The organism is Aureimonas glaciei (assembly GCF_014643375.1).
Classification (GTDB): Bacteria; Pseudomonadota; Alphaproteobacteria; order Rhizobiales; family Rhizobiaceae; genus Plantimonas; species Plantimonas glaciei.
The window spans coordinates 72938-85415 of sequence record NZ_BMJJ01000015.1; the positions used below are offsets into that span (position 1 = coordinate 72938).

The 12478-nt window shown below is 65.8% G+C and carries 14 protein-coding genes and 1 tRNA gene; 5 read left to right on the forward strand and 10 right to left on the reverse strand.

What is annotated here, in order from left to right; translation table 11 throughout:
- Positions 1–62 precede the first annotated feature (62 nt).
- The 4 genes from IEX88_RS23475 to lipB form a co-directional block, all read right to left on the reverse strand.
- Positions 63–365, reverse strand: a complete 303-nt coding sequence (locus tag IEX88_RS23475) for an addiction module antidote protein (RefSeq protein WP_188854918.1) — start codon at positions 363–365, stop codon at positions 63–65.
- On the reverse strand, positions 352–657 hold the full coding sequence (locus IEX88_RS23480; protein WP_188854974.1) for a type II toxin-antitoxin system RelE/ParE family toxin: 306 nt from the start codon (positions 655–657) through the stop codon (positions 352–354). The genes IEX88_RS23475 and IEX88_RS23480 overlap by 14 nt, the downstream gene beginning before the upstream one ends.
- A 65-nt stretch (positions 658–722) precedes the next feature.
- Positions 723–902 carry a hypothetical protein gene (locus IEX88_RS23485; RefSeq protein WP_188854919.1) on the reverse strand — a complete coding sequence of 60 codons (180 nt, stop codon included), beginning with the start codon at positions 900–902 and terminating at the stop codon, positions 723–725.
- Entirely contained in the window at positions 895–1671 is a 777-nt protein-coding gene (lipB, locus tag IEX88_RS23490; protein WP_188854920.1) for a lipoyl(octanoyl) transferase LipB, read from the reverse strand. Before lipB ends, IEX88_RS23485 begins: the two co-directional genes overlap by 8 nt.
- A 147-nt stretch (positions 1672–1818) precedes the next feature.
- Here lipB and IEX88_RS23495 point away from each other — a divergent pair.
- Positions 1819–1903: transfer RNA gene (locus IEX88_RS23495), tRNA-Leu, on the forward strand.
- 493 nt (positions 1904–2396) lie between these two features.
- On the opposite strand, the gene IEX88_RS23500 is transcribed toward IEX88_RS23495, so the two are convergent.
- Entirely contained in the window at positions 2397–2813 is a 417-nt protein-coding gene (locus IEX88_RS23500) for a hypothetical protein (protein WP_188854921.1), read from the reverse strand.
- Between the two features lie 428 nt (positions 2814–3241).
- Here IEX88_RS23500 and IEX88_RS23505 point away from each other — a divergent pair, with 428 nt between their 5' ends.
- Together IEX88_RS23505 and mgtE are read left to right on the forward strand one after the other, a co-directional pair.
- Entirely contained in the window at positions 3242–3556 is a 315-nt protein-coding gene (locus IEX88_RS23505) for a hypothetical protein (RefSeq protein ID WP_188854922.1), read from the forward strand.
- A 287-nt stretch (positions 3557–3843) separates the two neighbouring features.
- Entirely contained in the window at positions 3844–5280 is a 1437-nt protein-coding gene (mgtE, locus tag IEX88_RS23510) for a magnesium transporter (protein ID WP_188854923.1), read from the forward strand.
- Positions 5281–5347: 67 nt separating this feature from the next.
- Here mgtE and ugpC read toward each other — a convergent pair whose 3' ends face one another.
- The 4 genes from ugpC to ugpB are packed head-to-tail and all read right to left on the reverse strand — an operon-like array spanning position 5348 to position 9468.
- On the reverse strand, positions 5348–6412 hold the full coding sequence (ugpC, locus tag IEX88_RS23515) for a sn-glycerol-3-phosphate ABC transporter ATP-binding protein UgpC (RefSeq protein WP_188854924.1): 1065 nt from the start codon (positions 6410–6412) through the stop codon (positions 5348–5350).
- 4 nt (positions 6413–6416) lie between these two features.
- The gene (gene ugpE, locus IEX88_RS23520) at positions 6417–7265 is read right to left on the reverse strand and encodes a sn-glycerol-3-phosphate ABC transporter permease UgpE (RefSeq protein WP_188854925.1); all 849 of its coding nucleotides are present in this window, start codon (positions 7263–7265) and stop codon (positions 6417–6419) included.
- A complete protein-coding gene (gene ugpA / locus IEX88_RS23525; protein ID WP_188854926.1) occupies positions 7265–8152 on the reverse strand; it encodes a sn-glycerol-3-phosphate ABC transporter permease UgpA in 888 nt (295 codons plus the stop codon). The genes ugpE and ugpA overlap by 1 nt, the downstream gene beginning before the upstream one ends.
- A gap of 14 nt (positions 8153–8166) precedes the next feature.
- Positions 8167–9468 (reverse strand): sn-glycerol-3-phosphate ABC transporter substrate-binding protein UgpB, encoded by a 1302-nt coding sequence (gene ugpB, locus IEX88_RS23530; protein WP_188854927.1) that lies wholly within the window; start codon positions 9466–9468, stop codon positions 8167–8169.
- Positions 9469–10021: 553 nt separating this feature from the next.
- Here ugpB and IEX88_RS23535 point away from each other — a divergent pair.
- Positions 10022–10414 carry a MerR family transcriptional regulator gene (locus IEX88_RS23535; protein ID WP_188854928.1) on the forward strand — a complete coding sequence of 131 codons (393 nt, stop codon included), beginning with the start codon at positions 10022–10024 and terminating at the stop codon, positions 10412–10414.
- A 59-nt stretch (positions 10415–10473) separates the two neighbouring features.
- On the opposite strand, the gene IEX88_RS23540 is transcribed toward IEX88_RS23535, so the two are convergent.
- Positions 10474–11445, reverse strand: coding sequence for a heparan-alpha-glucosaminide N-acetyltransferase (locus IEX88_RS23540; RefSeq protein ID WP_188854929.1), 972 nt, complete (start codon positions 11443–11445; stop codon positions 10474–10476).
- A gap of 110 nt (positions 11446–11555) precedes the next feature.
- Between IEX88_RS23540 and IEX88_RS23545 the strand changes: the two genes are divergently transcribed.
- A complete protein-coding gene (locus IEX88_RS23545) occupies positions 11556–12386 on the forward strand; it encodes an aldo/keto reductase (RefSeq protein WP_188854975.1) in 831 nt (276 codons plus the stop codon).
- Positions 12387–12478: the final 92 nt, after the last annotated feature.

Here is a 12478-nt window from a genome sequence, read left to right on the forward strand (position 1 = left end):
GACCTGTCCGGACGCTAGAACAATCACAAAGGCCCTTCTCAGGTTCGGATAGAGCAGAGGCGCTACGGCGTCGAAGCCGTGATCGTTATCTTCATGCCCATGGCGCGAACGATCTTCATGACCGTCGAGAAGGCAGGGTTCCCGTTCTCGCTCAACGCCACATAGAGGCCTTGCCGGTTCATGTCGGTTGCCTCGGCGATGCCCGTCATTCCCCGTGCACGGGCAATGACGCCAAGGGCATTCCGGATGCCGGCGTCGTCGCCATCTTCCAAGGCCGCGGACAAAAATTCGGCCTGGCGCTCCGGAGTCGTCAGGTAGTCGGCCGCGTCGAATTCGGGGAGGGAGTTCACGTCAATTTTGGCCATCGTCCAGTTCCTTCGCCAGTTCGTGAGCCCTGCGGATGTCGGCGTGCTGAGTGGACTTGTCGCCACCGCAGAGAAGGACAATCACCACGTCGCCAAGCTGGACATAGTAGACCCGATACCCCGGACCATACGTCACGCGTAGCTCCATAACGCCCTTGCCGACCGACTTGTGATCGCCGGGATTGCCAAGGCGCAGACGTTCAAGGCGCTCAGCGATGCGGGCCACAGCCCGGCCGTCCCGAAGGCGGGCGAGCCACTGCTGAAACTCGGGAAGGCGCTTGATTATCACCAGGAAAGTGTCGGCTATATCCGACAACCTGTCAATAATTGTCGGCTATGGCCGACACGAGCCGATCCTCACCCGGTCAGTTGACGGGCGCCCTCGGGCAACGGCGCAGCTGCGGGGGAAGTCGCGGCAAAGAGGGCCGGCCGCCGTTTTCTTCTGTCGCGACTTTGAAGATCGTCCTCGCGCCGCGGGCGTCCGGCCGCGGAGCGTGCCCGCATCGCGATTTCGGCCTCTTGCGCGATGTCAGTCACGTTGATCTCCTGCCGCCGCATCCTCCGTCGGCCCAAAAATCTCCTCGAAATGCTGGCGCAGGACCAAGTCCACGTCCGGCATCGAGACCGGCAGGCCGAGGTCGACCAGGCTGGTGACGCCGTGGTCGCTGACGCCGCAGGGAACGATCCCGCCGAAATGGTCGAGGTCGGGATCGACGTTGAGGCTGATGCCGTGGAGCGTCACCCATTTGCGCAGGCGGATGCCGATCGCCGCGATCTTGTCCTCGGCCATCGATCCGCCGGGCCCGGCCGGCCGGTCGGGGCGGCGCACCCAGACCCCGACCCGGTCCTCCCGCCGCTCGCCGCGCACCTGGAAGTCGCCGAGCGTGGCGATGATCCAGTGCTCCAGCGCCGAGACGAAGGCGCGCACGTCCGGCCGCCGCCGCTTCAGGTCGAGCATGACATAGGCCACGCGCTGGCCGGGCCCGTGATAGGTATATTCGCCGCCGCGCCCGCTGGCATGCACGGGAAAGCGATCGGGATCGACGAGATCGGCAGCGTCGGCACTCGTGCCGGCGGTGTAGAGCGACGGGTGCTCGAGCAAGAGCACCGTCTCCGGTGCGAGGCCGGCGGCGATGGCGGCGACGTGCTCGTCCATGAAGGCGACGGCGTCGGCATAGGCCGTCAGGCCCGGCCAGATCGTCCATCGGACCGCGGGCGAGTCGGGAGAGGCCAAGAATCGATCCGCAGCGACGGCGAGTCGGGGAGAGGCGGCGGAAGCGGCAAGGCCGGCGAGGGGAGCTGTCATCCCCCGGATGTAGCAATCGGGGGCCGCCGGTGCCAGCAGGGCGGGGCTTCTGACGATTTTCCCGCTCATTTCGCCAAAGCGCTTGTGCGGACCAACATCGTTTGTTACATGCCCGCAGCCGGTCTTCAGGGATCGGTGACACGGCGTGCGGTCGTGGCGGAATTGGTAGACGCGCAGCGTTGAGGTCGCTGTGGGGCAACCCGTGGAAGTTCGAGTCTTCTCGACCGCACCAGTCGTGTTTTGCGCCTGTAAGTTCTTGTCCTACCAACAAGTTCTGAATGGCGCGGGGTTTTTCCCGCAGGGTGCGGGGATCGAATGTTCAGGCGGCGCTGGCGCCGAACTTGGACATGGCCCCTTGCAAGAAAATCCGATCCGCGTCCTCGTGTAGGGGATGCCCCCCCCGATTTCTTGCTGAAATTCAGCTTCTCTATTCTGACCTTTGCTGAGCTCGCCAGGCGATTCGGCCTGATCGTGCGGACGATCGGGGCCGCGTTTCCAGCGTGATGGACGAATCGGATCGGCGGCCAGTCGCCGAAGATCTCGTCGCCGGCGTCTGCCCGCGGCCGACCGATGGCGGTCAAGTTACCGAAGGGCTGGCATGCGGCAGCTCCGGGAGCCGTACTCTCCGTCGAGCCAAAGCGGCCCTCAGTGGAGATGGCGTCGCCTTCGTGCAGTTAGGTCCCGCACGCGATCCATGATCGGTGCGATACTGCTCCTCAAGCGCCTCAGCGCGACCGCTTCTTCAACGTCATCGCGTCGTCGAACGCGCCGGGGGACCGGACGAGATATCCCATGACCTGCTTGTCGTCCCTGTAGGCCACGAAGGCTGCCGAGATGGCATCGACGCTGCGCTGGCCGAAGTTCGGGTGCCGGGTGTGGAGATGTCCGTTCTCGACGAACGTCATGACGTCGTCGGCCTGGACAGGCCTGCCCTCGATCTTCAGGACGCGACGGATCAGGGTGACGGCGTTCTTTCCCAGACCAAAAGGAGGGGCCGGCTGCTGGCTCCTCGTAACGATCTGCCGGACCCTCGCCGGCGTCACCTCATATTCGCGGGCGACGGAAGACATGGAGTCACCCGCCTCGACGCGGCGGACGATCTCGGCGTTGCGCTTGGCGGTCGCTTCCAGGTTTGGGTGCATCAGCCCGATCTTTCGCAGAAACCGCCTTTGTGCCTGTTACTATGGGATATCACTTAGTCGCAGCGGATTGGCAAGCTTCGGTGGCGTTTTGTTGGGCAGCCACGGCACTCTATCCCACATGATGTCGAAGGCTTGGTTGGCGATGAGGGAGCAGCAGCCGTCCTCGTCCCGGGGCCTGCCGGCGGGGTCGATTTCGGCCTGCGTCTCCGCTGCCGGGAATGTGACCGTGCTGCCAGTCGGTGCCGGCATGCCGTCCGGCGCGACGACCGGCGTTTTGCCGTGTCGTCGAAAGAGGTCTTCGACCAGGGGGGCGGGGCGCTTAGGTCGGTGATCGGGTTCCGTACGTCGTTGCGCTAGACGGGCGTCGGCGAGACGGAACCGCATCTCGCTCGCGCGATTAAGAACCAGGATCCAGTCGGAGTACCCACATGAAACTGACAGCCATGGCGCTGGCCCTCGTCACACTCGGCGGCTGCGCCGCCGCCGGGGATGCCCCCCGCGTTCCCTATGCACCGTTTCAAGGCGCCAGCATTTCGGCGAACCGCGCCGCGCCCGGTTCCGAGGCCTTTTGCCAGCAATTCGCCCTGCAGTCGGCGGCCGATCGATACGAGCTCGAACGGGACGGCGACGGCGGCGCCGGCTTTGCCCGCGCCATCGGCGAGGCCGAGGGCCGGCGCGCCTATCAGGGCTGCCTAGCCGGAGATACCAGAGCCCCCGGCACCCTCGTATCGCTTCTTCGCTAGAGCGGACCTCGCAAAGGGGCATGCTGGAAAGATCGTTCGGACCCGGTGAGTGGGCGCAAAGACGCTACCACCGACGGAAACGGCTTCGGAGACAGGATCTCGTCGCGGACGATGTCGCCCGGTAGCGATTGGTCTACGTCGCAGGATCGTGCCGGATGCGCTTCGGCTGTCGGCCCGCTTACGGCTCCTGTCGCGGCCTCGCTGATCGTCGAAACGCCGGTTTCCCATCGGTGCCGCGATGCTCTAGACGTCGCTCATGAATCATCTTGAGCGGCAGGAGGGCGAGTATGGCTGATCGACAGCCCGAGGACGACGTCCTCGACCCCCCGGCCGCCGCCGAACCGGCCAATCCATCGGCGATCTACGACGCCGATGGCGGCTTCGACGCGGGGTATCTGCACAGCGTCACCGAGGCGATCGCCGCGGACGACGCCGAGCACCTGAAGCGCCATGTCGTCGATCTCCACGAATCGGAGCTCGGTGACCTTCTCGAGCATCTCAGCCCGGACGACCGGCAGTCGCTGGTGCGGCTGATGGGCGCGGATTTCGACTATGCCGCGCTCACCGAGGTCGACGAGGCCGTCCGGCTCCAGATCGTCGACGCCATGCCCAATGCGCAGATCGCCGAAGCGGTGCGGGCGCTGGATTCCGACGATGCCGTCTACATCCTCGAGGATCTCGAGGAGGAGGACCGCAAGGAGATCCTGGAGCAGCTGCCGTTCCGCGAGCGCATCCGGCTGCGCCGCGCGCTGGAATATCCGGACGAATCGGCCGGCCGGCGCATGCAGACCGAGTTCGTCGCCGTGCCGCCCTACTGGACGGTCGGCCAGACCATCGACTATCTGCGCGACGAGGACGGGCTGCCCGACAATTTCTCGCAGATCTTCGTCGTCGATCCCTCGTTCAAGCTGCTCGGTGCCGTCGATCTCGACCGCATCCTGCGCATGCGCCGTCCCGCCACGATCGAAGAGATCATGCACGAGACGCGCCATGCCATTCCGGCCGACATGGACCAGGAGGAGGCGGCGCAGATTTTTGAGCAGTACGATCTGCTCTCGGCCGCCGTCGTCGATGCCACCCAGCGCCTCGTCGGCGTGTTGACCATCGACGACGTCGTCGACGTCATCCAGCAGGAGGCCGAGGAGGATCTCCTGCGCCTCGGCGGCGTCGGCGACGAGGAATTGTCCGACACGGTGCTGACGACGGTGCGCTCGCGCTTCCTCTGGCTCCTGATCAATCTGGGGACGGCGATCCTCGCCTCCGTCGTCATCGGCTTCTTCGACGCCACGATCCAGCAGATGGTGGCGCTCGCCGTGCTGATGCCGATCGTCGCCTCGATGGGCGGCAATGCCGGCACGCAGACGATGACCGTCGCGGTGCGGGCTCTGGCGACCCGCGACATCGACATCTATAACGCCGGCCGCGTCATCCGCAGGGAGGTGCTGGTCGGGATCCTCAACGGCGTTGCCTTCGCCGTCATCATCGGCGTCGTCGCCGGGCTGTGGTTCGAGAGCTGGGGAATCGGCCAAGTGATCGGCCTGGCGCTGATCATCAACATGATCGCCGCCGCGCTGGCCGGAATCCTCATTCCGCTGCTGCTCGACCGGGTGGGGGCCGACCCGGCGCTGGCGTCCGGAACCTTCGTGACGACGGTCACGGACGTCGTCGGCTTTTTCGCGTTCCTGGGGTTGGCCGCGTGGTGGTTCGGCCTCGGCAGCAGCTGACGGGCCCGAACCTGCACCGTGGGCGATGCCGGACGGTCGCCGGGCTCCGCCCTATGACGTTGACCCGTCAGGATCCGATCCGCTTGCCGTCCTGTCCGAAGGCGTGCAGCGCGGCGGCGGGGGCGAAGATCCGGGCAGGCTGGCCGATATCGAGCCCCGACCGCCCGGGGACGCGGAAGATCAGGGGCGTCCTGCCACCTGTCGGCGTTCCGTGCACATAGCTCTCCGCCCCGACGAGCTCGACGGCGGTCACCTCGACCTCCGCCGACAGTCCGTCCGTTCCCTCGCCCAGCACGAAAGCTTCCGGCCGCACGCCGAGCGTGAAGGCCCCGTCGCCTGCCGGGGCAAAGCCCGAGACCCGGATGCCGTCTGCGAGAGACAGGCCGTCCGCCCGCCGCTCGGCCGGCAGGAGGTTCATCCCGGGCGAGCCGACGAAGCCCGCCACGAAGAGGCTGGCGGGCTTCTCATAGAGATCGATCGGCCGGCCGACCTGCTCCACCAGTCCGGCGTTGAGGACGACGAGGCGGTCGGCGAGCGTCATCGCCTCCATCTGGTCGTGGGTGACGTAGACACTGGTGGTGGCGAGCGCGCGCTGCAGGCGCCGGATCTCGATGCGCATCTGCACGCGGAGCTTGGCGTCGAGGTTGGACAGCGGCTCGTCGAAGAGGAAGGCGGCGGGTTCGCGCACGATGGCCCGGCCCATGGCGACGCGCTGGCGCTGGCCGCCCGACAACTGGCCCGGCTTGCGGTCGAGGAAGCCTTCGATTTCCAGCGATGCGGCGGTCGCGCCGACGCGGCGCTCGATCTCGGCGGCCTTCATGCCGCGGTTCTTGAGCCCGTAGGACAGGTTCTGGCGGACCGTCATGTGCGGGTAGAGGGCGTAGTTCTGGAACACCATGGCGATGTTCCGGTCGGACGGCTCGAGGTCGTTGACCACGCGCCCGCCGATTTCGATCGTGCCGGCGGTGATCGTCTCGAGGCCCGCGATCATGCGCAGGAGCGTGGATTTCCCGCAGCCGGAGGGCCCGACCAGCACCAGAAGCTCGCCGTCTTCGATGTCGAGCGAGATGCCGCGCACGGCCTCGGTCTCGCCGTAGCGCTTGCGCACGTCCCTGAGGGTGATGGATGCCATTGTTCTACTTCTCGGACTCGACGAGGCCCTTGACGAACCAGCGCTGCATGAGGACCACGACGAGGACCGGCGGCAGGATCGCGAAGATCGCGGTCACCATCACCAGGTTCCAGGGCGTTTCGGCATCGGTGAAGGAGACCATCTTGCGCAAAGCGATGACGATCGTGTTCATCGAGCTGTCGTTGGTGATGAGGAGCGGCCAGAGATACTGCGTCCAGCCGTAGATGAAGAGGATGACGAAGAGCGCGGCGATGTTGGTCTTGGACAAGGGGATCAGGATATCGCGCAGGAAGCGCATGGGCCCCGCCGCATCGATCCGGGCCGCCTCCACCAGTTCCGGCGGGATCGTCATGAAGAACTGCCGGAACAGGAAGGTCGCGGTCGCCGAGGCCATCAGCGGCAGCGTCAGGCCGGTATAGGTGTCGATCAGGCCGAGATCGACCATCACCTTGTAGGTCGGCAGGATACGCACCTCGACCGGCAGCATCAGGGTGATGAAGATGATCCAGAAAAACACCATCCGGCCGGGAAAACTGAAATAGACGATGGCGAAGGCCGACAGGATCGAGATGACGATCTTGCCGACGGCGATCGCGGTGGCGACGACCGCGGTGTTCCACAGGAGCCGCCCGATGCTGACGCCGCCGAGCTGGCCGACACCGGAGAACAGCGCGGTGCCGTAGTTCTCCAGGAACTGGTTGCCCGGCGTCAGCGGCAGCGGCGGGGAGAGAATGGTCTGGATCGTCTGCGTCGAGGCGATGAAGGTGTAGTAGATCGGAAAGGCGACGATCAGGATGCCGATGATGAGCACGAGATGCGCGATCAGCCGGGCCAGGGGGCGATGCTCGACCATCAGGCGTAGTGAACCTTCTTCTCGACGAACCGGAACTGGACGGCGGTCAGGCAGATGACGATGGCCATCAGAATCACCGACTGCGCGGCCGAGGAGCCGAGGTCGAGATTGACGAAACCATCGTTGAAGACCTTGTAGACCAGGGTTTCCGTCGCCTTCGCCGGGCCGCCGCCGGTGACGGCGTGGATGATGCCGAAGGTGTCGAAGAAGGCGTAGACGCAGTTCACCACGAGCAGGAAGAAGCTCGTCGGCGCGATCAGCGGGAAGACGATCGTCCAGAAGCGCTTCGACCCGCGCGCGCCGTCGATCGCGGCCGCCTCGATCAGCGAGCGCGGCACCGACTGGAGCGCGGCGACGAAGAACAGGAAGTTGTAGCTGATCTGCTTCCAGGCAGCGGCGACGACGACCATCACCATCGCCTGGTCGCCATTGAGAAGCGGATCCCAATTGTAGCCGGTTGCCCTGAGCATGTAGGCGAAGGTGCCCATGGTCGGGCTGAACATGAACAGCCAGAGCAGGCCCGCCACGGCCGGGGCGACGGCATAGGGCCAGATCAGCAGCGTGCGGTAGAAACCCTTGCCGCGCACCACCGTCTCCGCCGCCGAGGCGAGGAAGAGCGACAGGCCCATGGCCAGCGCCGCCGTGGCGACGCTGAACACCACCGTAACCTGCAGCGAATGCAGATAGTTCGGATCGGCGAACACCGCCCGGAAATTATCGAGCCCGACGAACTCGGTCGAGAGCCCGAAGGCGTCCTCGCGCAGCGTCGATTGGTAGAGAGCCTGCCCGCTCGGCCAGTAGAAGAAGACCAGCGTCACCGCGATCTGCGGCGCCAGCAGCAGATAGGGCAGGACCTTGTTGGGGAAGACGACGCGCGGAGAGGCCATCGGGCTCTTCTGCCCTAGCGGGTCGCCGCGGCGATGGCCGCGTCCCCGCGTTCCTTGGCCTTGGTGAGCGCGGTCTTGGCGTCCTGGCTGCCGTTCAGCATGGACTCGAACTCTTCGTTCTCGATGTCGCGCACCTGCGGCAGGTTGATCAGCCGAACGCCCTTGGAGTTCTCGGTCGGCGGCTTGCCCATCATCTGGCTGATCGGCGTCTCGCGGCCGGGATTCTCCTTGTAGAAGCCGCTCTTCTTCGTCGCCTCATAGGCTTCCAGCGTCACCGGCAGGTAGCCGGACTTCTGGTGCAGGCGCGACTGGATGTCGGTCTGCGACAGGAAGTTGAAGAACTGGGCGATGCCCTTGTACTCCTCGTCGGTCTTGCCGCCGAAGACCCAGAGGCTGGCGCCGCCGGGCGTCGTGTTCTGCGGCGCGCCATTGCCCTTGGTGTCGTAGGGGAGCTGGCCGATGCCGTAGTTCATGCCCGACTTGACGACGTCGCCGAGACCGCCGGACGATTCCGTCAAGATCCCGCATTCGCCGGAGAGAAAGAGCTGCTTGGCCTCGGAGGTGCGCCCGCCGTAGCGAAACACGCCTTCCTTGGCGAGGTCGGCGATCGCCTGGAAATGGTCGACATAGATGGGCGAGTCGATCGCCAGCTCCACCTTGCCGCCGGCCAGGCCGTTCTCGCCGCTGGCATAGGAGACGTTGTTCCAGGCGGCGAAGTTCTCGAGGTGGATCCAGGTCAGCCACGTCGAGGTGTAGCCGCAGGGCGCCGCGCCGCTTTCCTTGATCTTGCGCGCGGCGGCAAACACTTCGTCCCAGGTCTTGGGCGGGTTGGCCACGTCGAGCCCCGCCTTCTCGAAGGTATCCTTGTTGTAATAGAGGATCGGCGAGGACGAGTTGTACGGGAAGGACAGCATCGTGCCGTCCGGCTTGGAATAATAGTTGACGATGCCCGGCAGGTATTTCGCCTTGTCGAAGGTGTAGCCACCCTGTTCGAGAACCTCGGCGACAGGCTTGATCGCGCCTTCGGCGCCCATCATCACGCCGGTACCGACGTCGAAGACCTGGATGATCGCCGGGGTCTGCTTGGCGCGGAAGGCGGCGATGCCGGCGTTCAGGGTCTCGGGATAGGTGCCCTTGAACACGGGCTTGATGACGTAGTCGCCCTGGCTGGCATTGAACTCCTTCGCCAGTTCTTCGACCACCTCGTTGTTGGCGCCGTTCATCGCATGCCACCACTGAAGCTCGGTGGCGGCGTGGGCGGACGCCGTGAAGGCGGCACCGGCGGCGAGGGTGCACAGAATCGCGCGGATAGACATGACGTTCCTCCCAGGGGCGTCGACAAAGGCTGGCCCTCCGAGGAGAAGCACGCCGTCTCGATCGCCGTATCAAGCTTTAGGGCGATCTCTGCCGCCTCATGAGGCCTGCAAAGAGCCATGCCGGGGGAAAGGCGTCAACCAACCGGTCGCGCATTTCGATATCCAGTTGGGGACAGAAACGCCGGGTAAGCGGTTGGTCGGCTTGAGCGCCGTCGATCGGGCCGGCCGAGTCGAGCGAACCCGGATCAACTTCCGGCCTATTCTCGGCGACAAGAACCAGGGTCGTCGACGCGCCGTCGTGATCAACAGCCCACGGCGGACGCGACGGCGATCCTGCCGCCGACCGACCAACGGGGTGAGGCGTACCGCCCGGGTTCAGCCGAAGGGGCGAGCCGGCCCAGCCTCCATTCCACCGATCGATTGCGGCCCATAGTCTTTTTCAGGTGACGCGTGAGGCCGCCGCCGGTGAAAAGATCTTCTGCTAGGGTGATCACAAATTGACTTTTACGTAAGTCTGGGACCAGACAGGGGTTCGATCTCCTAGGGAAACTCGATGCGCGATTACTACACCATCACCGAGCTGACGCGAGAGTTCGACATTTCCACGCGCACCATCCGCTTCTACGAGGACGAAGGTCTCATCGCGCCGATTCGGCGGGGCCGGACGCGGTTGTTCCGCCATTCCGACCGGCATCTCCTGAAGATGATCCTGCGCGGCAAGCGGCTCGGCTTTTCGATCTCCGAAATCCGCGAGATCATGCAGATGTACAAGACGCCCCCGGGCGAGGCCGGCCAGCTGCGCGCCATCGTCCGACGCGTCAGCCAGAAGCGGCTGGAACTGGAGCAGAAGCGGCGCGACATCGAGGAGCTCCTGTCCGAGCTCGACAATGCCGAGGAGGCTTGCCTCACCCGCATGGCTGAGCTGGGCGTCACCCAGGGAAGCTGAACTCGGCTGCCGCGGCGAGCCGCCGAGGCCGCCCGGCAACCGTCGCGCTCGGACAAGCGTCAGGGACGCGGCGCCGAGCAGGCGAGCACCATGTCGCCGATGGCGGCGTTCTCGGTCTCGGTCGTCGTCTGCGCGAGCAGCCTCTCCAGAAGGTCGGCGCCGACCAGGCGGTCGCTGATGCAGCTGCAATAGCGCGAACAGAAGGCGGCATCCTGTCGCTCGGCCATGCAGCCCCGGCGACAGTCTGACTGCAGGATGCGGGCCGGGTCCGGCGGATAGACCTGCGCGGTCGCCGCGACCAGGCCGAACAGCAGCGGCTGGTGCAGGAGGTAGAACAGCAGCGAATGGCGGCCGAGCCAGGCCAGCGGCGCGGCTCTCCCGAGGCGCTGGTTCCAGAGGCGCAGCCGGTCGAAGGCGCCGAACCGGCGGCCCGCCTGCGCGGCCGCGATGCCGAGGAGAACGGCACCGAACCAGGGAAACAGCGGAACGAAGTCATTGGAGACCGGGGGCTTGGCGGCCATGCCGATCCAGGCGAGCGCCTTGGGATCGAGAAGGTCGCTCGTCACGAACTGCGGCAGGGCGATGACCGCCAGCGCCACCAGGGCCGTCACGGGGAAGGGCAGGCCGAGGAAGGCGAGGCCGAGCAGACTGGCCAGCGCGATCTCGTGCAGGATGCCGAAGAACACGAAGCCCTGCGGCGTGACGTAGAAGGTGACGAGCGTGATCGCCGCCGCGCCGAGGGCAACCCCCAGCCACCGCCGCCAGAAGGAGCGCCACCGGATGCCGCGCGCATGCGCCAGGACCAGGCTGACGCCGACGAGGAAGAGAAAGCTCGAAGCGATGCAGCGGGCGAACAGCTTCCAGCCGCCCTGGGCGGTCAGGCCGTGATCGACATAGCCGAAATTTTCGAGGTCCCAGGTGAAGTGGTAGATCGCCATCGCGATCAGCGCCACGCCGCGGGCAATATCGAGCGCGTCGATCCGCCGGACGACCGCCTCGGGCCGCGCACTCTCCGTCTCGCCTGGCGTCATTGCGGCCCTTGACCCTTCTCGTCGACTGGAAAACTGGACGCGCCGCCTATCTCATGAAGCGAAACGCGCCGCCCTGTCGGGGCGACGTGATGGCACAGAAAGGCATCGGCATGAAGATCATCGAGGCGAACGGCGCACGGATTCCGGCGATCGGCTATGGCACCTACACGCTGGAAGGCGACGTCTGCACTGACATGGTGGCGAAGGCGATCGGCGCGGGGTACCGGCATATCGACACGGCGCGGATGTACAAGAACGAGGCGGCCGTCGGCGAGGGCATCCGCCGTTCCGGCATCACCCGCGACGATCTCTTCGTCACCACCAAGGTCTGGTGGACCGACATCGCCGAGGGCAAGCTGCAGGCGTCCGCTACCCAGGCGATCGAGGCCTTGGGCATCGGCGCGGTCGATCTCCTTTTGATCCACTGGCCCAATCCGGATGTCGCGCTGGAAGAATCGATCGATGCCCTGAACGAGACGATCGACCTCGGCCTGACCCGCCATATCGGCGTCGCCAACTTCACCAGCGCCATGCTCGACGAGGCGGCGGCCCTGTCGGAAGCGCCGCTCGCCTGCAACCAGGTCGAATACCACCCCTTCCTGTCGCAGGAGGCCATTCACGCGGCCTGTCGGCGTCATGGCATGGCCATGGTCGCCTATTCGCCGGTCGGGCAGGGCGGCGAGATCCTGGCCAACCCCGTCGTCACCAGCATTGCAGGGCGGCACGGGAAGACGCCGGCGCAGATCGTGCTGCGCTGGGAGATCGAGCAGGAGGGCGTCGCCGCCATTCCCCGCACCAAGACGCCGGAGCGGCTGGCCGAGAATCTGGCCGTCTTCGATTTCGAGCTCGGCGCCGATGAGAAAGCGGCGCTGACCGCTCTGACCAGCCAACGCCGGCGCCTGGTCGATCCGTCCTTCGCGCCGAACTGGGATCGCGTCTGACGCGCGGCATGACGGACCGCCGCTCCCGTCGGACAACGGGAGCGGCAGTGGCGGCGGGGGACGCCAGCGGCTAAGGGAGAGGCTTCCTCGCA

Bases quoted from the DNA above. Each gene is read 5' to 3' on its own strand.
- IEX88_RS23535 (WP_188854928.1), top strand. From the start codon at position 10,022: ATGCGCGATTACTACACCATCACCGAGCTGACGCGAGAGTTCGACATT.
- IEX88_RS23505 (WP_188854922.1), top strand. From the start codon at position 3,242: ATGAAACTGACAGCCATGGCGCTGGCCCTCGTCACACTCGGCGGCTGC.
- ugpA (WP_188854926.1), bottom strand. From the start codon at position 8,152: ATGGCCTCTCCGCGCGTCGTCTTCCCCAACAAGGTCCTGCCCTATCTG.
- lipB (WP_188854920.1), bottom strand. From the start codon at position 1,671: ATGACAGCTCCCCTCGCCGGCCTTGCCGCTTCCGCCGCCTCTCCCCGA.
- mgtE (WP_188854923.1), top strand. From the start codon at position 3,844: ATGGCTGATCGACAGCCCGAGGACGACGTCCTCGACCCCCCGGCCGCC.
- ugpC (WP_188854924.1), bottom strand. From the start codon at position 6,412: ATGGCATCCATCACCCTCAGGGACGTGCGCAAGCGCTACGGCGAGACC.
- ugpE (WP_188854925.1), bottom strand. From the start codon at position 7,265: ATGGTCGAGCATCGCCCCCTGGCCCGGCTGATCGCGCATCTCGTGCTC.
- IEX88_RS23540 (WP_188854929.1), bottom strand. From the start codon at position 11,445: ATGACGCCAGGCGAGACGGAGAGTGCGCGGCCCGAGGCGGTCGTCCGG.
- IEX88_RS23475 (WP_188854918.1), bottom strand. From the start codon at position 365: ATGGCCAAAATTGACGTGAACTCCCTCCCCGAATTCGACGCGGCCGAC.
- IEX88_RS23500 (WP_188854921.1), bottom strand. From the start codon at position 2,813: ATGCACCCAAACCTGGAAGCGACCGCCAAGCGCAACGCCGAGATCGTC.
- IEX88_RS23545 (WP_188854975.1), top strand. From the start codon at position 11,556: ATGAAGATCATCGAGGCGAACGGCGCACGGATTCCGGCGATCGGCTAT.
- ugpB (WP_188854927.1), bottom strand. From the start codon at position 9,468: ATGTCTATCCGCGCGATTCTGTGCACCCTCGCCGCCGGTGCCGCCTTC.